The following is a 17,695-nucleotide window of genomic DNA, read 5'->3' as shown; positions in this document are numbered from 1 at the left end:
TCTTTGCACTGCTCTATTAAGTGGCGGCGGTTTCCAGCGCCGCCAAGGCGTTCAGTACCACCTGCTTGCGGTCCAGATTTGCGGATTCCGCACGAGCGAAGAGGCGTTGGACCTTTTCCCACACCTCCACCCAACGTTCAAGGCCGCGGGCGTTGGCGAGGCGGGTCATCAGGGCGGCCTCGCCCGGAACCACCTCTGCGGGCCATTGCCCGCGCGCCAGAGAGCGGGCGAAGCGGGCGAGCCACCAGACCAGCAGCTCGGTCGCCGTCTCGTAGAGGCCGTCGTCCTGTTTGCGGGTCAGCTTGTCGCCAAAAGCGTGCGCGGCGGCCACGTCGAGCCGGGGCAGGCCGGACAGCAACCCGATCATCTCGCGGTAGAGCGCCAGCCCTCCGGCGTCGGCAAGGTGGATCGCCCGCCCGACGCTGCCTTCCGCCAGCCGGGCGAGCGCCGGCCGATCTTCTTCCGCGATGTCGGAACGGTTCTGTATCAACAGGTTGACAACCGAATCCTCAGGTAGAGCGTTAAGAGACAGCTTGCGGCAGCGCGAGCGGATGGTGGGCAACATGCCGCCGGGGTTGTCGCTGATCAGCAGCAGCAGGGCACCGGGCGGCGGTTCCTCCAAAATCTTAAGAATAGCGTTCAAGCCACTGAGATTCATGCGATCCGCGCCGTCGATTACCGCCACGCGCCAGCCGCCCTCGGCCGATGTCCGACGCAGGAAGGGACCGATCTTGCGGACGTCGTCGACGGCGATGTCGCGCTTCAGCCGGTCGCGCTTCTCGTCGCGCTGGCGCTCCACGGTCAGCAGGTCGGCGTGCCCGCCGGACGCGACGCGGCGAAACACCGGATGGTCGGAAGGCAGGTGCAACGAGGTCGCCGGGGCGTTGCCGCCGAACAGGCTGTCTCCCGGCGGTTCCTGGGCCAGCACGAAGCGGGCGAAGCGGTAGGCCAGCGTCGCCTTGCCGATGCCGGGCGTGCCGCCGATCAGCCAAGCGTGGGGCAGTCGGCCCGAGTTCCAGGCGTCGAGCAGGAGCTGTTCGGCCTCGACGTGTCCCGTCAACTCAGGATTGCGGCGTGGGGACAACCCCTCGTCGGCGGCGGACTGGGTGGCGGATCCAGTGGCGGCACGGGCCTTGCTCATGATGCCAGCGTCAGGCGGGTGGCTGTGGCGTTCCAGACGCGGGCCTGGACGCTGTCGAGGTCCGCGTCGGCGTCGATCACCGAGCAGCGCTCCGGCTCGCGCCGGGCGATGTCGAGGAAGCCGTCGCGAAGCCGCTGGTGGAAGCCGATGTCCATCCGTTCGTAGCGATCCTCGCCGCCGTGTCGGGAGGCGGCGCGGCGCAGCCCAGTCTCCACCGCGATGTCGAGGATCAGCGTCAGATCGGGACGGAAGTCGCCGAGCGCCGTCCTCTGCAAGCCGGCGATCAGGTCGCGGCCCAACCCCAGCCCGTAGCCCTGATAGGCCATGGTGCTGTCGAAGAAGCGGTCGCACAGCACCCAGCGGCCAGCCTCAAGCGCCGGCCACACGGTGCGCTCCAGATGGTCGCGGCGGGCCGCGGTGTGCAGCAGCGCCTCGGTGACGGCGCCCCAGCGGCCGGTCTCGCCGGACACCAGCAGGGCGCGGATCTCCTCGGCGCCCGGTGAGCCGCCCGGTTCGCGCGTGGTCAGCACGTCGATCCCGCGCGCGTTCAGCGCCTCGGCCAGACGGCGGAGCTGGGTCGACTTGCCGGCGCCCTCGCCGCCCTCCAGCGTGATGAAGCGGCCCTTCGTGACGGTCATTTGTTGCTGCCCATTCTTGAAGAACCCTTCTCTCCTCGCGGGAAAAGAAGGGCTTTTGAGGTCGCCTAGCTCTTGGCGCCGAAGACCAGATACTTGGCCGCCGCGAAGGCACGGCCGACGAAGCCCAGCTTCTCGACGTCCTGCGCCGCGACCACCGGCACCTCCTTGCCGGGGAAGCCGGGGGCGGTGATCATCACCTTGCCGACGACGTCGCCCTTCTTGATCGGGGCGGCGACCGGCGCGCTGCTGACCAGCGACACCTTCATGCCCGACCGGTCGGCGCGCGCCATCGTGACGTTGAGGTCCTTCGGCACCGAGACCGGAACCATGTCCTGCTCGCCGAGCCAGACGGGAACCTGCTCGATCGTCTCGCCGCCCTTGAACAGGGAATAGGTGGCGAACTCGCGGAAGCCCCACTCGATCAGACGGGCGGATTCGTCGGCGCGGGATTGCATGCTGGGAAGCCCGTTGACCACCAGCAGCAGCCGGCGCCCCTCACGCTCGCCGGACGCGGTCAGGCCGTAGCCGCCAGCCTCGGTGTGGCCGGTTTTCATGCCGTCCACGTTCATCCCACGGTAGAGCAGCGGGTTGCGGTTGCCCTGGGTGATGCCGTGATACTTGAACTCCCGCATCGAATAGTAATGGTAGTATTCGGGGAAGTCCTTGATCAGGTGCTCGGCCAGGAGCGCCAGATCCCGCGCCGTCATGTAGTGGTTGGGATCGGGCCAGCCGGTGGCGTTGGTCAGGTTGGTGCCGGTCAGTCCCAGTTCCTTCGCCTTCTTGGTCGCCTGGGCCGCGAAGGCCGATTCCGAACCCGACAGGCCCTCCGCCAGCACGATGCAGGCGTCGTTGCCGGACTGGACGATGACGCCCTTCAGAAGGTCGTCGACCTTGATGTTGTTGTGCAGCTCCACGAACATCTTGGAGCCCTGCATGCGCCACGCCCGCTCGGTCACCGGCAGGGTGCTCTCCAGCGTCAGGCGGCCGCCCTTGATCGCCTCGAACACCAGATAGGCGGTCATGATCTTGCTCATCGACGACGGAGCCATGCGCTCGTCGGCGTTCTTCTCGAACAGGACTGTGTTCGAGGTCAGGTCGAGCAGGATCGCCTGTTTGGCGATGGTGTCGATGGTGGCGGCATGCGCCCCGACAGCCAGCGCGACATTCGCCGAGGCCAGCGCGACCGCGAGGCCGATCACGGCGCGGGTGCGGACGACAACAGCGTTCATGGTAACGTCCCTCCAAGGAAACATGGTCGAATCAGCCTGGGGCGATCAATCGACCACGATTTTGGCTTCCGTAAGGCCAGCCTGAATGATCTGGGTGAGCACGGCGTCGGCACGGTCGACGCTCTCCAGCGGGCCGACGCGGACCCGCTGCAAGGTCTGTTTTCCGGTCCGGGTGGCGGTCACGGCCGCCGGCTGCCCGATGGCGGCGAGGCGGGCGCGCACCCGCGCGACGTTCTCGGCGCTGCCGAAGGCGCCGATCTGCACGAACAGGTTCTCGTGGCCGGCGGGGACCGGCATCTGTGCCACCACCGGCGCCGGCACGAAGCGCCCCTCGACCACCGCGCCCGCCACCGTCGTGGGCGGCGGCACCGGCTTGCCGACGATGCCGGCGGACGGTTCCTTGTTCGTGGTGGGGCCGGCGGCGGGGCCGGCGACCTCGATGCGGCTGCGCGGCACCGGCTTCGGCGCCGGGCCGTCGGTTTCGGCCAGGATGGGGGCGGGGGTGCCCTGGCGTGCGGCGGCGGCGATGGCGCGGGTCTCCTCCGCCAGGATCTGGACGCGCACCTTGGCGGTGCCGTTGCCCTCAAATCCCAGGAGTTGCGCGCCGCGCCGCGACATGTCGATGACCCGGCCGTTGGCGTAGGGGCCGCGGTCGTTGACCCGCACCACCACCGAGCGTCCGTTGTCCAGGTTGGTGACGCGGACGAGGCTGGGCATCGGCAACGTCCGGTGCGCCGCCGTCAGTTCGTTCTGGTCGTAGAGCTCGCCGTTGGCCGTGGTCTTGGCGTGGAAGCCCGGCCCGTACCAGGAGGCGACCCCGGTCTCGTCATAAGCGAAATCCTCGGCCGGATAATACCAGACGCCATTGATCTGATAGGGCTTGCCGACCTTGTAGATGCCGCTGGTCGGCAGGCCGGGGCCGCCGACGGTGGGAGCCTGCGCGCAGGCGGCGAGCGCGGCCACGCCGGCCAGCACCATTGCCCCTCTCAGCCTGCGCCAGCGGCCCATCCACGACATCCCTTGTTCGACAGAGGGCGGCACTCTAGCCGAGTTGCCACGCTCGCGCCAAGGCTGGAGCGGCGCCGTCCCAACAATCCTTCAGATGGGTGGCAGGGCACCCCTCATGGAGCCGGGAACAGGGTGGCGGTGCGGTCCATCAGCCGGTAGGAAACCAGCCCGATCCACTCGCGCACCGACTGGCTGAGCACCGGCAGGCTGTGCTCCAGCTCGAAGCGGAGGTAGGGGCGGCCGTCGTGCCGGGTCCGGTAATCGACCGGGTAGGGGACCACCTCCCAGCCGATGCGCCGGAAGATGCCGACCGAGCGCGGCATGTGCATCGCCGAGGTCACCAGCACCCAGCGCTCTTCCGGGGCCGGCCGGACCAGATCGCGGCTGAACAGGGCGTTTTCCCAGGTGTTGCGGGATTCCGTCTCGTAGATCACCCGCCCCTCGGGGACGCCGGCCTGGGCCAGCGCCGCGCGGATCGAGGCATCTTCCTTGGTGTCCTGGCCGAGCAGCCGGCCGGAGCCGCCGGTGAAGACGGCCTTGGCGTCGGGAAAGCGCCGCGCCAGATCGGCGAAGGCCAGCACCCGCTCCGCCGCGTCGTTGACCGAGGGATCGCCGCGGTCGGCGGTGATCGGCGGATTGACCGCCCCGCCCAGCATGATGATGCCGTCCACCGGCCCGGCCGGCTCGACGCGGGGAAAGCGGTTCTCCAGCGGCAGTGCGACAAAGGAACCCATCGGCGTGAAGGTCGCCGCCAGGAATCCGAGCGCCGCCACCATCACCAGCCGCTCGCCGGCACGGCGCCAGCGCGGGCGCCGCAGCATCAGCGCGCCGAGCGCCAGCAGCAGGACCAGCGCGTTGGCAGGGTTGAGGATCCCCCAGAACAGCTTCGACAGGACAAAGGACAGCACCGGTTCCCTCGCACGGGTCATGGCCGACGGGCCGGAGCATAAGCGCTGCCGCCGCTTTCCGGCAAACCAAGCTTGGCCGGCAATGCGGGGTTGGACGGGCTGCCCGTGACACAAAAACGACATGGTTCCTTAACAAGGGCGTCGCCGGTGCGGCGTTAATCTTTGCCGCCCGCCGGAACGCCTCCTGTCCGCCGGGTGATCGGCCTTGCGAAAATCCGGCCCAGTCGAAAAGGAACCCGGCCCATGCTGTCCAACCTCTCCATCGGCACGCGGATCGCGCTGCTGGTCGTCGCCTCCCTGGTCACGGTGGGGTTGCTGGGCGGCACCGTCGCGGTCGGCGCGCGGCAGGTGTTCGAGGCGACGGCCGAGATGAACCGGTTCCGCGGGATCTACGAACAGATCACCGACGTCGAACGCCGGGTCGCCCGCCTCCAGTTCCAGGGCCAGCGCTTCGTGGCCGAGCGCGACGCCGAGGCCGCCCGCTCCTTCGAGGCCAACGCCGGAGCGGCGGTGGAACTGCTGGCCGGCATCAAGGACAAGGCCGGCGAACTGATGGCGGGAGCGGATATCGAGCAGGTGGCGGGCGGGCTGTCCGGCTTGAACGGTCAGTTCTCCGGCGTGGTCGACAAGGCCAAGGAGTTGGGGCTGACCGACGAGACGGGCCTGCGCGGCGTCCTGCGAGCCTCGGCGAAGGCCATCGAGGACGAATTGAAGCAGTGGCCGAACGCCGACAAGCTGTCCGGCCGCATGGAATCGATGCGCAAGATGGAGAAGGACTTCATCATCTACCAGGACGAGGGGATGCTGTCGGGGCATCGCAAGGCCTTCAACGAGTTCATCTTCTTCCTTGCCGACGCCGGGCTGGACGAGACCACCCAGCTCAAGCTGGAGGGGCTGGCGCGCACCTACCGCACCGACCTCGGCAAGTTCGTCGATGGCAGCAAGGCGTTCCGTGCCCAGGTCCAGTCCTTCAACGGCGCCTTCCAGGCGCTCGTCCCGCGCTTCGACGCGCTGCTGGAGAGCGCCAACGCCGGCATGGCCGGGGCGGTGAACACGCAGAACGCCGTCGGCGAGGAGGTCACCACCAACGCGCTGATGGCCGGTTCGGTGCTGCTCGTCGGCTTCATCGTCACCAGCCTGTTCGTGGCGCGCAGCATCACCGGCCCGCTGCGGCTGATCGAGGCGGCGATGGAGAAGCTGGCCGCCGGCGACCGCGCCGCCGCGGTGCCCGGCACCCGGCGGCGCGACGAGATCGGCGCCATGGCCCGCGCCGTCGCCGTGTTCAAGGACAACTTGCAACGCACCCACGATCTGGAGATCGAGGCGCGCGAGGCCGAGCGCCGCGCCGAGGCCGACCGCAAGGCGTCGCTGCGCGACGTGGCGACCGACTTCGACGGCGCCTTCGGCCGGGTGCTCGGCACCGTCGGCAACGCCACCGAGCAGATCCGCAACGGCGCCCATCTGCTGCGCGACATCGCCGAGACGATGAAGGAGCAGGCGCTCCACACGGCGGAGAAAGCGGAGCAGACGTCGGAGGTGGTCGGCATCGTCAACACGGTGTCGCAGACGCTGAGCAGCTCGATCGGCGAGATCGGCGGCCGGGTCACCACCACCTCGACCGCGGTGGAGCGGGCGGTGAACCGGGCGCGGCAGAGCGACGCCGCGGTGCAGGCGCTGGCCGACAGCTCGCAACGGATCGGCGAGATCGTCCGGCTGATCACCGACATCGCCGGGCAAACCAATCTTCTGGCTCTCAACGCCACCATCGAGGCGGCGCGGGCCGGCGAAGCGGGAAAGGGCTTCGCGGTCGTGGCGCAGGAGGTCAAGGTGTTGGCCGGCCAGACGGCCAAGGCGACCGAGGACATCGGTTCGCAGATCGGCGCCATCCAGGGCGCCACCGCCGACGTGGTGGACGCCATCCGCGCCATCCGCGCCACGGTGGAGGAGGTGCAGATCCTGTCCGGCGAGGTGTCCGCCGCCGTCAGCCAGCAGTTGGAGCACACGCAGAAGATCGCCTCGGCGGTGGACCGCGCCACCCACAACTCGCACGAGGTGTCGGAAAGCGTCAGCACCATGGCCATCACCGCCGCCGAGACCGGCAAGTCGGCCGTCGAGATGATGTATTCCGCCGGCCAACTCACCACCGAGCTGCAACAGCTCGAAAGCGACGCCGACCGGTTCGTGGCGTCGATCAAGGTCTGAACGTCCTCCACGCAAAAGGCCCGCCTCCGATCGGAAGGCGGGCCTTTTGTCTGGTCCGGCTGATGGGAACCACCGTTCCGCGCTTCTCCGAACGCCATGCCCGTGCTTGGCGCGGGCATCCATGGGTGAACCATCCGGTTTCCGCGTGGATGACCGGGACGGGCCCGGTCATGACGAGACGGGGCGGGGAGCGACCCTTCAGCCCTGCCGGCCTTACTTGGCGTCGGCCGCGACCTGCATCTTGACGATCTTGTCGGGATCCTTGACCGCGCCGTTGGCGGATTGGCTGCCCTTCTTGATGTTGTCGACGAACTCCATGCCCTCGACGACGCGGCCCCAGACGGTGTACTGGCGGTCGAGGAAGGAGGAGGGCGCGAAGCAGATGAAGAACTGGCTGTCGGCGCTGTCCGGATCGGGCGTGCGGGCCATCGACAGCGTGCCGCGGATGTGCGGGGCGCTGGAGAACTCGGCCTTCAGCTTCTTGCCCGAGCCGCCCGAGCCGGTGCCGGTCGGGTCGCCCGTCTGGGCCATGAAGCCGTCGATCACGCGGTGGAAGACGACGCCGTTGTAGAAGCCCTGGCGGGTCAGCTCCTTGATGCGGGCGACGTGGTTGGGCGCCAGGTCGGGACGCATCTCGATCACGACTCGACCGTCCTTGAGGTCGAGGTAAAGGGTGTTTTCCGGATCCAAGGCCTTGGCCTCCCCCTGAGAGATTAGAAACATGGCGAACAGGGCCGCCAGCAACACGCGGGTCCACCGCAACATGCGAAACACTCCGATGTTCCGAAATCCGCGCCGGGGACCATAGGGGAAAAGCCACCCGATGCAAAGCCGCCCGGCGGTCCCCACACTATCCTCCAAAAGTCACGGACGATAGGGTCGCAAGTGGGTGTTGATGACGGCGGGTCGAAGAGCGGGAGACAGCGTTTGGTCGGGGATGGGAGCGGGACGGTGCGCCGGAGGCGGCCGTGGAGGGTGGCGGTCCTGCTGGCCGGAGCGGCGGTGACCGTCGCCGTGCCCGCCGTCCTGTTCGCCGACGCCGGGTTGGGCGCCGCCGCGACCATGGCCTTGCGCCGTGCCGGCTTCGAAGGGGCCGTGGTTGACGTAGGCCGGATCGGCCTCGATCCCGACCGCTGGGCGCTGCAACTGGACGCCGCCATCGATTTCGGCCCCCTGGACGGCGCCGGTGCCGCGCTGGGCGTGCCGCTCGGCGGACGTGCGCGGCTGTCGGGCACCGTGGTTGTGGCTTTGTCGGATTGGGCGCTGACGGCAATGCCGCTCGGCTGCCTGGAGGGCGCGGGGAAGGAGCTCTCGCTGCACGGCGAATCCCTCGCCCTGCCAAACGGGCTGACCCTGTGCGCGCCCAAGGATGCCTCGGCCCTGCGCTGGTCCGGCGACGGGCTGACCCTGGCGGCCGACCTGCGGGCGCCCCGCCTGGATCTGCCGGCGCGCGCCCTGCGTGTCGACGGCCTGTCGGTGGCTTGGATGCAATCACCGCCCGGACAGGAGGTGGATGCCCGTGCCGCCGCGCTGCGCCGGACCGTCAACCCGGCCGAGTTGGTGCCGTTGGCGCTCCAGATTCAAGGCAGGCAGGCGGCGGACGACATGGTCTGGCGCTTCACCGGCACGGCGGCCGGCGCGCAGGGGCTGCTGACGGCCAATCTGAGCGGCACCCACGATGCGCGGACGGGCGAAGGCCGGGCCGATCTCCAGACCAAGCCGGTGCGCCTCGTCCCGAATGGGCCAGGGGCGAAAGCGTTGTCGCCGCTGCTGGCCGGATCGATTGGCGGCGCCTCGGGCACCCTGACCGTCAAGGGAACGTTGGTTTGGGGAGCGTCCGGCACCCGTTCCAGCGGGCAGATCCGGGTTCAGGACGCCGCCGGGAAGCTTGGGCCGGTAACCGTCGCCGGGGTGAAGGGGACCGTTGCCCTCTCCAGCCTGTTGCCGCCGGTCATCCCGGATGGCCAAAAGCTGGCGGTCGCGCTGCTCGACGTCGGCGTGCCGCTGACCGACGGCACCGTCCGCTTCGGCTACGGCCGCGACCGCCGGCTCGACGTCGATGAGGCGGTGTGGAACTGGGCGGGCGGGCGGCTGCGCGCCGACCCGTTCGAGCTGTCGCCGACCGCGCCCAAGGGCACGGTGACCCTCCGTGCCGAGGGGGTGGATCTCGCCCGAATCTTCGACCTCATCGACGTCGAGGGGATGGAGGCCACCGGCACCCTGTCCGGCATGTTGCCGGTCCGGCTGGACGGCCAGCATGTCCGGTTCGACGGCGGCGTGCTGGAGGCACGGGACGCCGGCACCCTGCGTTACGACCCGGCCCATCCGCCACCCTCCCTTCAGGGAGAGGACGGCAGCCCCGGCGCGCTGCTGCTCGGCGCGCTGACCGACTTCCGTTACGAGAGCCTGCGCCTGACCATCGATGGGGAGGCGGGGGCCGATCTCAGCGTCGGCTTGTCGGTGCGCGGCGCCAACCCCTCATTCTATGATGGTCATCCGGTCGCGCTTAACCTTAAGCTGTCGGGCGCGCTCGACCGGATCCTGCGCCAGAGCCTCGACGCCGCCCGCATCCCCGACGCGGTGCGCGACCGCATGACCGGTTTCGACAAGTAAGGACCCCTGACGGCCATCATGACGACCAAGACCCGATTCCCCAGCCTGCTGGCACCACCGCTTCTCGCCGTGGCGTTGGTGGCCTGCTCCCCGACCGTGAAGATCGAGGCGCCCGACAAACCGATCGAGATCAATCTGAACGTCCGCATCGAGCAGGAGGTCCGCGTCAAGCTGGAGCGCGACGTCGACAGCGCCATCCGCAACGATCCCGGCCTGTTCGGCCTGCCGCCCGCTTCCGTGTCCGGCGCAACGCCGGCCGCCACCAAGGGGAAGACGCCATGACCAGCCGTTTCCTCCGCGCCATGACCGCGGCCCTGTTCCTGCTGGGGGCTCCCGTCCTGGCCTCCGCTCCCGCCATGGCTCAGGATGCGCTGGCTGCCGCCAAGACGGCCGGACAGATCGGCGAACGGCCGGACGGTCTGGTCGGCTCGCTCCCCGGCGCGCCGCCGCTGGTCGAGACGCTGGTGGCCGAGGTCAACGCCCAGCGCCTCGCCCGCTACAAGCAGATCGCCGCAAGCAACGGCACCGCGCTCGACAAGGTGCAGGCGGTCGCCGGCCAGCAGCTGGTCGAGCGCACGCCCGCCGGCCAGTTCGTCATGACGCCGGCCGGCCATTGGCAGCGCAAGTGACGTGACCGCCGGCACCGATCCGCGCGCGGCGCTTCGCGAGCAGCGCCGCCGGCTGTCCGAACGGCCGGGAGATCCGGCCATTCTGTCGGCGCTGTTCGCGGCGCTCGACGCGCTGGGCGAGGCCGGCACGCCGGAGGAGGCGGTCGCCCGCTCCAACTTCGGCGAGGCGCTGCGCAGGCAGGGCCGGGCGGCGGAAGCGGAGGCGCATCACCGCCGGGCCGTCGCTTGGCTGCCGGGCTTCGGCGGCAACCACTTCAATCTGGGCGTCACGCTCCAGGCACTCGGCCGCACCGGCGAGGCGGCGGAGTCCTATGGCGAGGCTGCCCGCCTCATGCCGTCCTTCGCCGGTGCCGCCTGCAACGAGGGCGCCATGCTGCGCGCGCTGGGCCGCTGGGACGAGGCGGAGGCGGCGCTGCGCCGCGCGCTGGCGACCGATTGCGGGTTGGCGGCGGGCTGGCTGAACCTCGCCGCCGTCCGGCGCGACCGTGGTGACGGGGAAGGCGCGGTCCGGGGGTTCCGCAACACGCTGGCCCTGCGCCCCGATCTGGCCGAGGCACACGCCAACCTGGCGCTGGCGCTGAAGGAGACGGACCGGATTCCCGAAAGCCTGCCGGGCTTCGAGCGGGCCTTGCGTCTTGGCCTGCCCGACGCCGGAGGCGTGCTTGCCCAACTGGTGCAGCAGCGCCGGCATCTCGCGCGCTGGGACGGGCTGGATGAGCTGTCGGTCCGTCTCATCGCGGCGGTGCGCGACGGACGGACCGAGCAGGTCCATCCCTGGATCTTCCTGGGCGAGGGCGCCGGCCCGGCTCTGGAGCGCGCGTGCGCCGAACGCTACAGCGCGTGGCGCACGCGCGGCATCCGCCCGGCGTTCCCCCTCCGCAGGGAGCGGGGCGAGCGGCTGCGCGTCGGCTATCTGTCGGCCGACTACCACGAGCACGCGACCGCCGTGCTGATCGCCGAACTGATCGAACGGCACGACCGCGACCGTTTCACCATCGTCGGCCTGTCGCACGGCGCCGACGACGGCGGGCCGATGCGAGCGCGTCTGCGGCGCGGCTTCGACCGCTTCATCGATCTGTCGGCGCTGCCCGACGAGGACGCCGCCCACCGCATCCACGCCGAGCGCATCGATCTGCTGGTCGATTTGAAAGGGCACACCCAGCATGCCCGGCCGGGCATCGCCGCCCACCGGCCGGCGCCGGTCCAGGCGCAATGGCTGGGCTATCCCGGCAGCGTGGGGGCCGGCTTCATCGATTACGTCATCGCCGACGCCGCCGTCGCGCCCTTCGACCAGCAGCCCGCCTACAGCGAGCGCATCGTCCATCTGCCCGGCAGCTACCAGCCCAACGACCGCACCCGCGCCATCGGCCCGACACCCGGCCGCGCCGCCTGCGGGCTGCCCGAGGATGGCTTCGTCTTCTGCTGCTTCAACGCCGCCTACAAGATCGGGCCGGAGCTGTTCGGCCGCTGGTGCCGCCTTCTCGACGCGGTTCCCGGCTCGGTCCTCTGGCTGCTGGCCAGCCATCCCGAGGTGCCCGGCAATCTGCGCCGCGAGGCGGTGGCGCGGGGAGTGGCGCCGGAGCGGCTGGTCTTCGCGCCGCGTCTGCCCGGCCCGGACCATCTGGCGCGCTACCGGCTGGCCGATCTGTTCCTCGACACCGGCCCGGTCGGCGCCCACACCACCGCCGGCGAGGCGCTGTGGGCCGGGCTGCCGGTGCTGACCATGCTGGGCGGGAGCTTCGCCGCGCGTGTCGGCGCCAGCCTGCTGCGCGCGGTCGGTCTGCCGGACCTCGTGGCCGAGAGCTGGGAGGCCTACGAGGCGATGGCGCTCGACCTCGCGCGCCGGCCGGAAGCGCTGAAGGCGCTGCGGTCACGCCTCGCCGAGAACCGGGAGGTGGCGCCCCTGTTCGACAGCGCGCGCTTCGCCCGTCGCCTGGAAAGCGCCTTCACGACCATGTGGGACATCCACGCGCGCGGCGAGGCGCCGCGCTCCTTCGCGGTGCCCGGCTAGGGAAAAGCGTCAGGGATAGGCGCAGCGGTCGGCGGTGACGTCGACGAAGGAGCGCTGGCCGGCGGCGAAGGTGAAGCGGTACTCGTTGTTGTCCACCACCAGCGACTGGTGGAGCGGCAGCACGCCGGTCGCGGTGGCGGTCTTGCCGCCGATGCCGGTGATCTTGATCGTCACCGGCTGACCGGGGTCGAACCAGCTTTCCGGGTTGCCCTGGTTGTTGTGCGACGACTGTCCCTCGCCGGACACCGTGATGGTGCCGTTGCCGAAGGTGGTCCCGCGCACGCCGCTCTTCAACAGCGGGGTCGACAGGACGAAGCGCTTGCTGTCCGCCGGCTGGCAGTTGCGCGGCGTCTGTGCCTGGGAGATCACGAAGGACAGGCGGTTGGCGTCGAGGCCGCCCTTCAGCCGCTCGCTGACGAGCTGCGACAGACGGGCGAGGTCGCCGGTCGGCACCTCGCGCTGGAGCCTCGCCTCCAGCTCGGCGCTGCGCGCCTCCGCCGTGCGGGCCGCCGTCTGCATCTGCGAGGCCAGCAGTTCGAACTCGGCCTTCTGGCGCGACAGGGTGGCGATCTCCTCGCGCAGGGTGACGTCGCGGCCCTTCAGCTGTTCGATGCCCATCTGGTAGGCGAACAGCCCGACCCCCAGGATCACCGCGGCCAGAAGCCCGAACTTGCCGAAGCCGGCCCAGACACGGCGCCGGTAGCGTCGTTCGTAATCATAGCGTCCGAGGGTCATGATGCGTCGCAGCGGTGTGGCGGGGAAGGGCACTATGGCTAGCGGCAACGCCGGTGCGATGCAACCCCTTGACAGCCCCGTCACAGACAATGGCCCGGACATTGTTTTCCCGTTGCCCGCGCCATGCTACCAACGTCCGAACTTTGTCATCGCCTGTCGGCCACCGGGAGTTCCGCGCCTTGCCCTGTCCCGCCCTGTTCCTCGACCGTGACGGCGTCGTCAACGTCGACCATGGCTACGTGGTCACCCACGACCGCTTCCAGTTCATGGATGGCATCTTCGATCTGGCGCGGGCGGCGGTGGACCAGGGCTACCGCGTCGCGGTCATCACCAACCAGTCGGGCATCGCGCGCGGCTACTTCACCGAGGCGGAGTTCCTCGATTTCACCGCCTGGATGACGGGGGAGTTCCGGGCGCGCGGCATCGAACTGGCCGGGGTCTTCCATTGCCCCTACCACCGCGGCGGCCCGGTCGAGCGTTACGCCCGCGAGAGCTTCTGGCGCAAGCCCGGCCCCGGGATGATCCTGGAGGCGGCGCGGCGCCTCGACCTCGACCTTGCCCGCTCGGTGTTCGTCGGCGACCAGCCGACCGACATGCAGGCGGCGCAGGCGGCCGGTGTCGGGCTGAAGCTGCTGGTCGGTTCGGATGCCAATCCGGAGGCCGGTGCCGAAACGCGAACGGCCGACCACAAGCTCGGCCGTCTGGCGGACATCCTGCCGCTGCTGGCTAGTTGGACGAGGACGAACCGCCGCCCAGGAAACTCGCGCTGATGGCCGGGGTCGTGATCTCGCCGACGTTCTTGAAGACGAAGCGGAAGAAGATGCTGTTGCCGTCCTTCACGTCGCCGGCCGTCGTGGTGTAGTCGCGGCGGAGCACCGTCTGGAAGATCAGGCACTCGTCGTTGTAGGTCAGGGTGGCGAGGCTGGTCCGCGCGCCCGGCTGCGGCTCCATCGCCTGGACGTGGGCGACGCCCAGGCTCCAGTGATCCGAGAAGGCCGACGACAGGCCGAAGGTCGCCTGCTCCACCCGGTCCTGGGTGACGGCGGCGCGCGAGGCGGTCTGGTCGACGTAGGTGTAGGCGGTCGACACCCGCAGCATCGGCACGCCGGCCGAGGCGTTCAGCGAATGGCGGCGCGGCCTCAGGGTGTCGTGGTCGATGCGGAAGCCGTAGTTCACGTCCAGCCAGTCGGCCGGCTGAAGGTCGAGCCGGCCGACATAGTCCGACACCCGGTCCTCCAGCCCCGAGCCGACCTGGAAACCGGAGTTGGCGTCGGTCAGGCGGCGGCTCTGGCCGAGGAACAGGCTGGCCGACCCTTCCTTGTAGCCGTACAGCGCGGTGCGCAGGCCGTAGGTCACGCGCACGCCGTCGTCCAGCCGGTCGATGCCGGTGTAGCGGTTGGGCGTCAGCAGGTTGACCTCGTCGAACTCGACGTCGAGGCTGTCCTCGTTGGGGAAGATCTTCCTGTTGCCGAGCTTGGGCGAGGCGGTGAGCTGCACGATCGGCTCGACCAGCTGCTGCGAGGACGCCCCGTAGCGGACGAAGGGGTAACGGACGGTGAGCTGTCCCTGCGGGAACAGCCGGACGCCGTTCGACTCCCCGGTGCCGCGCGTCGTCGGATCGGACGAGTTGAAGCGGTCGGCGGTGTAGCCGGCGGCCAGCACGCTCGCCGACAGGGTGGTGATGAAGCCGGCGCGCGCGATGATGTTGCGTTCCCAGCCCGGCTGCACCACGAAGCGCCGGCTGTTCGGCCCGGCGTCGTCCGGCCGGGTGACGGCCAGCAGGCTGGTGTCGAACGACCAGCGCCCGCCGAGCAGGCTGCCCGGCTCGCCCAGCGCGTTGTAGCGGGCCGCCGGCACGGCGATCGGCTCGGCCACCGTGTTGCCGTAGCGCAGGTCCTGGAATCCGTAGGCGGCGACCGAGGCGTAGTTGCGCCCCTGGAACCCCTCCACATACGCCTTGCTGGTGAGATAATCCTCGCGGAAGTCGTAATAGCGGCGCAGGAAGGTCTCCTCGCTCGCCCGCTTCAGGTCGAAGCCGGCCCGCCAGGTCTCGTCGATGTCGAACAGGCCCTTGGCGGCGACGTAGCCGCGCGTGCGCTTGTCCTTGGGTGCGCCGGTCTGCTGGCCGTTGGCGAGGTCGGCGCGCGTGATGGCGCCCTCCAGCTCAAGCCGGCCGTTCTCGAAGCGCTTGCGGTACTGGCCGCCCAGAAGCAGCCCCTGCTTGGAATAGCCCTGGAGGTCGAAGGTCGCGTCCTGGTCCTTCCCGATGTCCCAGTAATAATGGTTCTTCAGGATGAAGCCGAGGTCGGAGCTGTTGCCGAAGGACGGCGTCAGGAAACCGCTCTTGCGGTCGACCGACGGATCGGGGTGCGACAGGTAGGGCGTGTAGCCGATGGGGATTCCGAAGATCTCCATCGTCGCGTCCTTGTAGCGGACCTCGTGCTCCTGGTTGTCGTGGACGATGCGGACGGCGCGGATCTGCCACAGCGGCGCCCGGGTCGGATCGGTCTTGCACAGGTCGCAAGGGCTGTAGACGCCGCGGTTGACGCGCGTCAGCCGGCCTTCGCGCCGTTCGCCCTCGTTGCCGGCCATGCGGCCGTTGTCGATCATCAGGACGCGGATGTTCTCGATGAACACGTCCTTCAGGTCGTCGGTCAGCTCGGCGTAGTCGGCGAAGACGATGTCGCCCGACGGCTCGACCAGGCGGACGGCGCCGGTCGCGGTGACGACCTTGGTCTTCTGGTTGTAGGTGATCGTGTCGGCGCGGACGCTGCGCTTGTCCTGCGCCAGTTCCACGTTGCCCGTCGCGGTGACGAGGCCGTTCGGCTCGTCGAAGGTCACCTGGTCGGCGGTCAGCAGAACCGGCGGCTGCGGTTCCTTCGCGGGTGACTGGGCGCTGGCCAGATCGACGGTCGCCACCCCGCACGCGATCATCAGCCCGACGATGCCGGAGCGCAGGATCAGGGACGAGGCGGGCTTGGCGTTGGCGCGGGCGCGCCGGGGAGCGTGCGTGGGCATGGCACGAACGATTGGGGGAAGCGCCCCGCCAAGTCAACGGTTTCGGTTCGGGCGTCCGGCGGTGGCCGGGCGGCTGTTACCGCCCGGCCACCGCCGGTCCTGGGCCCGGCCGTTCAGAGCACGCGGAAGTTCTTGAACTGCCACGGATCGCTTTCGTCGATGTCCTCCGGGAACAGAAGGTTGCGGTCCTGCAACGGCGTCCAGTCGCCATAGGCGCCGACCACCTCGCCGAGGTAGGGCGTGGCGATCTCCAGCACCCGGCGGAAATCGATCTCGTCGGGTTCGACGACGCCCCGATTCGGGTTCTCCAGCGCCCAGACGATGCCCCCCAGGATGGTGGAGGTCACCTGGATCGAGGTGGCGTTGTTGTAGGGAACCAGCTCCCGCGCCTCGTCGATGGTCATGCGCGAGCCGTACCAGTAGGCGCCCTTCGGGTTGCCCATCAGCAGCACGCCCAGCTCGTCCATGCCGCTGGTGATCTCGTCCATCATCAGCCGCTGGGTCGCCTGCATCGCCCAGTTCTTGCCGGCCAGCTCGTGGATCGATTTCACCGCGTCGTCGCACGGGTGGTAGGCGTAGTGGCAGGTCGGCCGGTAGACCACCTGTCCGCCCTCGCGCACCGTGAAATAGTCGGCGATCGAGATCGATTCGCTGTGGGTGATCAGGAAGCCGTGGAAGGGGCCCTCCAGCGGGGTCCAGGTCCGCACCTTGGTCGAGGCGCCGGGCCGCATCAGGTAGATGGCGGCGTCGCTGCCGAAGTCGTGGCGGCGGCCGTCCTCGGGGAAATGCCGCTCGTGCGTGCCCCAGCCGAGTTCGGCCGGCTGGCAGCCCTCGCCGACGAAGCCGTCGATCGACCAGGTGTTGACGAACTCGCCGATCCGCTTGGGCTGGTTCGACACCTGGGTGTCGCGCTCGGCGACGTGGATGGTCTTGATCCCCAGCGTCCGCGCCAGCCGTCCCCAGCCGTCGCGGTCGGTCGGGATGTCGGTTTCGACGCCGGTGTCGGCGGCGATGTTGAGCAGGGCCTGCTTGACGAAATGCGAGACGAGGCCGGGGTTGGCGCCGTGGGTGATGACCGCGGTCGGGCCGCCGGCCAGCCTGTCGCGCGTGGCCAGCGCGGTCTCGCGCAGCGCGTAGTTCGAGCGCAGCGAGGGCGACAGGGTCGGGTCGGTGTAGCCGCCGGCCCAGGGCTCGATGCAGGTGTCGATGTAGTTGGCGCCGATGCGATGGCAGAACTCGATCAAGGCGATCGACGAGACGTCGACCGACACGTTGACGAGGAAATCGCCCTTGTCGAGCAGCGGCTTCAGGATCTGGAAGAAGTTGTCGTTGTTCAGCGGGTTGTTGTGGAAGGCGACGCCGTATTGCTCCGCCTCCTCGCGCCCGCGCTCCTCGGCCGTGACGATGGTGATCCGGTCGGCCGTCAGGCCGTCCAGATGGCGCAACAGCAAAGGCAGAACCCCCTGGCCGATCGAACCGAAACCAACGATGACCATGCGGCCTGTGAACGTCTGGAACTTCGTGTCCAGGGCCATGATTGCGTGCTCCTCCAAGGTAGTTTGC

General features: G+C 69.5%; 15 protein-coding genes. 6 read left to right on the top strand and 9 right to left on the bottom strand.

The features are described 5' to 3' along the window. Positions 1-16 precede the first annotated feature (16 nt). From JN22_RS26905 to JN22_RS26885, 5 genes are all read right to left on the bottom strand, one after another. Positions 17-1,141, bottom strand: a complete 1,125-nt coding sequence (locus JN22_RS26905; RefSeq protein ID WP_085556812.1) for a DNA polymerase III subunit delta' — start codon at positions 1,139-1,141, stop codon at positions 17-19. Next, positions 1,138-1,779, bottom strand: a complete 642-nt coding sequence (gene tmk / locus JN22_RS26900) for a dTMP kinase (protein ID WP_085556811.1) — start codon at positions 1,777-1,779, stop codon at positions 1,138-1,140. The genes JN22_RS26905 and tmk overlap by 4 nt, the downstream gene beginning before the upstream one ends. Before the next feature lie 65 nt (positions 1,780-1,844). Beyond that, positions 1,845-3,008, bottom strand: a complete 1,164-nt coding sequence (locus JN22_RS26895; RefSeq protein ID WP_085556810.1) for a D-alanyl-D-alanine carboxypeptidase family protein — start codon at positions 3,006-3,008, stop codon at positions 1,845-1,847. Positions 3,009-3,053: 45 nt separating this feature from the next. Further along, the gene (locus JN22_RS26890; protein ID WP_085557361.1) at positions 3,054-4,016 is read right to left on the bottom strand and encodes a septal ring lytic transglycosylase RlpA family protein; all 963 of its coding nucleotides are present in this window, start codon (positions 4,014-4,016) and stop codon (positions 3,054-3,056) included. Between the two features lie 113 nt (positions 4,017-4,129). After that, entirely contained in the window at positions 4,130-4,924 is a 795-nt protein-coding gene (locus JN22_RS26885; protein WP_223677902.1) for a YdcF family protein, read from the bottom strand. 243 nt (positions 4,925-5,167) lie between these two features. On the opposite strand from JN22_RS26885, the gene JN22_RS26880 reads away from it, so the two are divergent. After that, positions 5,168-7,126, top strand: a complete 1,959-nt coding sequence (locus JN22_RS26880; RefSeq protein ID WP_085556808.1) for a methyl-accepting chemotaxis protein — start codon at positions 5,168-5,170, stop codon at positions 7,124-7,126. Positions 7,127-7,339: 213 nt separating this feature from the next. Here JN22_RS26880 and JN22_RS26875 read toward each other — a convergent pair whose 3' ends face one another. Beyond that, complete coding sequence (locus tag JN22_RS26875) at positions 7,340-7,891, bottom strand: peptidylprolyl isomerase (RefSeq protein WP_085556807.1); 552 nt, start codon at positions 7,889-7,891, stop codon at positions 7,340-7,342. A 210-nt stretch (positions 7,892-8,101) separates the two neighbouring features. Here JN22_RS26875 and JN22_RS26870 point away from each other — a divergent pair, with 210 nt between their 5' ends. Genes JN22_RS26870 through JN22_RS35025 form a run of 4 tightly spaced genes read left to right on the top strand, consistent with a single transcriptional unit; the run spans position 8,102 to position 12,379 of the window. Continuing rightward, the gene (locus JN22_RS26870; protein WP_143268460.1) at positions 8,102-9,739 is read left to right on the top strand and encodes an intermembrane phospholipid transport protein YdbH family protein; all 1,638 of its coding nucleotides are present in this window, start codon (positions 8,102-8,104) and stop codon (positions 9,737-9,739) included. Between the two features lie 18 nt (positions 9,740-9,757). Further along, positions 9,758-10,021 carry a YnbE family lipoprotein gene (locus JN22_RS26865; protein ID WP_085556806.1) on the top strand — a complete coding sequence of 88 codons (264 nt, stop codon included), beginning with the start codon at positions 9,758-9,760 and terminating at the stop codon, positions 10,019-10,021. Then, the gene (locus JN22_RS26860; RefSeq protein ID WP_085556805.1) at positions 10,018-10,368 is read left to right on the top strand and encodes a YdbL family protein; all 351 of its coding nucleotides are present in this window, start codon (positions 10,018-10,020) and stop codon (positions 10,366-10,368) included. Before JN22_RS26865 ends, JN22_RS26860 begins: the two co-directional genes overlap by 4 nt. A gap of 1 nt (position 10,369) precedes the next feature. Further along, on the top strand, positions 10,370-12,379 hold the full coding sequence (locus JN22_RS35025; protein WP_085556804.1) for an O-linked N-acetylglucosamine transferase, SPINDLY family protein: 2,010 nt from the start codon (positions 10,370-10,372) through the stop codon (positions 12,377-12,379). A gap of 9 nt (positions 12,380-12,388) precedes the next feature. Here JN22_RS35025 and JN22_RS26845 read toward each other — a convergent pair whose 3' ends face one another. Continuing rightward, on the bottom strand, positions 12,389-13,114 hold the full coding sequence (locus JN22_RS26845; RefSeq protein WP_085556803.1) for a hypothetical protein: 726 nt from the start codon (positions 13,112-13,114) through the stop codon (positions 12,389-12,391). A 179-nt stretch (positions 13,115-13,293) separates the two neighbouring features. Here JN22_RS26845 and JN22_RS26840 point away from each other — a divergent pair, with 179 nt between their 5' ends. Further along, entirely contained in the window at positions 13,294-13,884 is a 591-nt protein-coding gene (locus JN22_RS26840; RefSeq protein ID WP_211099687.1) for a D-glycero-alpha-D-manno-heptose-1,7-bisphosphate 7-phosphatase, read from the top strand. Here the strand turns inward: JN22_RS26840 and JN22_RS26835 are convergent. After that, on the bottom strand, positions 13,841-16,132 hold the full coding sequence (locus JN22_RS26835; RefSeq protein ID WP_085556801.1) for an LPS-assembly protein LptD: 2,292 nt from the start codon (positions 16,130-16,132) through the stop codon (positions 13,841-13,843). The two genes, JN22_RS26840 and JN22_RS26835, sit on opposite strands and share 44 nt — an antisense overlap. Positions 16,133-16,245: 113 nt before the next feature. Beyond that, positions 16,246-17,667 (bottom strand): homospermidine synthase, encoded by a 1,422-nt coding sequence (locus tag JN22_RS26830; RefSeq protein ID WP_085556800.1) that lies wholly within the window; start codon positions 17,665-17,667, stop codon positions 16,246-16,248. Between the last annotated feature and the right edge of the window lie 28 nt (positions 17,668-17,695).

This window comes from Azospirillum agricola (assembly GCF_020005195.1).
Classification (GTDB): Bacteria; Pseudomonadota; Alphaproteobacteria; order Azospirillales; family Azospirillaceae; genus Azospirillum; species Azospirillum agricola.
The sequence above is the reverse complement of the archived record's forward strand: the minus strand, read 5'-3'. Positions and strand labels throughout refer to the sequence as shown.

What these genes read in the sequence shown, in the direction of transcription:
- JN22_RS26890 (WP_085557361.1), bottom strand. Translation starts at nt 4,016, where the DNA reads ATGGGCCGCTGGCGCAGGCTGAGAGGGGCAATGGTGCTGGCCGGCGTG.
- JN22_RS26880 (WP_085556808.1), top strand. Translation starts at nt 5,168, where the DNA reads ATGCTGTCCAACCTCTCCATCGGCACGCGGATCGCGCTGCTGGTCGTC.
- JN22_RS26860 (WP_085556805.1), top strand. Translation starts at nt 10,018, where the DNA reads ATGACCAGCCGTTTCCTCCGCGCCATGACCGCGGCCCTGTTCCTGCTG.
- JN22_RS26845 (WP_085556803.1), bottom strand. Translation starts at nt 13,114, where the DNA reads ATGACCCTCGGACGCTATGATTACGAACGACGCTACCGGCGCCGTGTC.
- JN22_RS26905 (WP_085556812.1), bottom strand. Translation starts at nt 1,141, where the DNA reads ATGAGCAAGGCCCGTGCCGCCACTGGATCCGCCACCCAGTCCGCCGCC.
- tmk (WP_085556811.1), bottom strand. Translation starts at nt 1,779, where the DNA reads ATGACCGTCACGAAGGGCCGCTTCATCACGCTGGAGGGCGGCGAGGGC.
- JN22_RS26835 (WP_085556801.1), bottom strand. Translation starts at nt 16,132, where the DNA reads ATGCCCACGCACGCTCCCCGGCGCGCCCGCGCCAACGCCAAGCCCGCC.
- JN22_RS26895 (WP_085556810.1), bottom strand. Translation starts at nt 3,008, where the DNA reads ATGAACGCTGTTGTCGTCCGCACCCGCGCCGTGATCGGCCTCGCGGTC.
- JN22_RS26875 (WP_085556807.1), bottom strand. Translation starts at nt 7,891, where the DNA reads ATGTTGCGGTGGACCCGCGTGTTGCTGGCGGCCCTGTTCGCCATGTTT.
- JN22_RS26865 (WP_085556806.1), top strand. Translation starts at nt 9,758, where the DNA reads ATGACGACCAAGACCCGATTCCCCAGCCTGCTGGCACCACCGCTTCTC.
- JN22_RS26830 (WP_085556800.1), bottom strand. Translation starts at nt 17,667, where the DNA reads ATGGCCCTGGACACGAAGTTCCAGACGTTCACAGGCCGCATGGTCATC.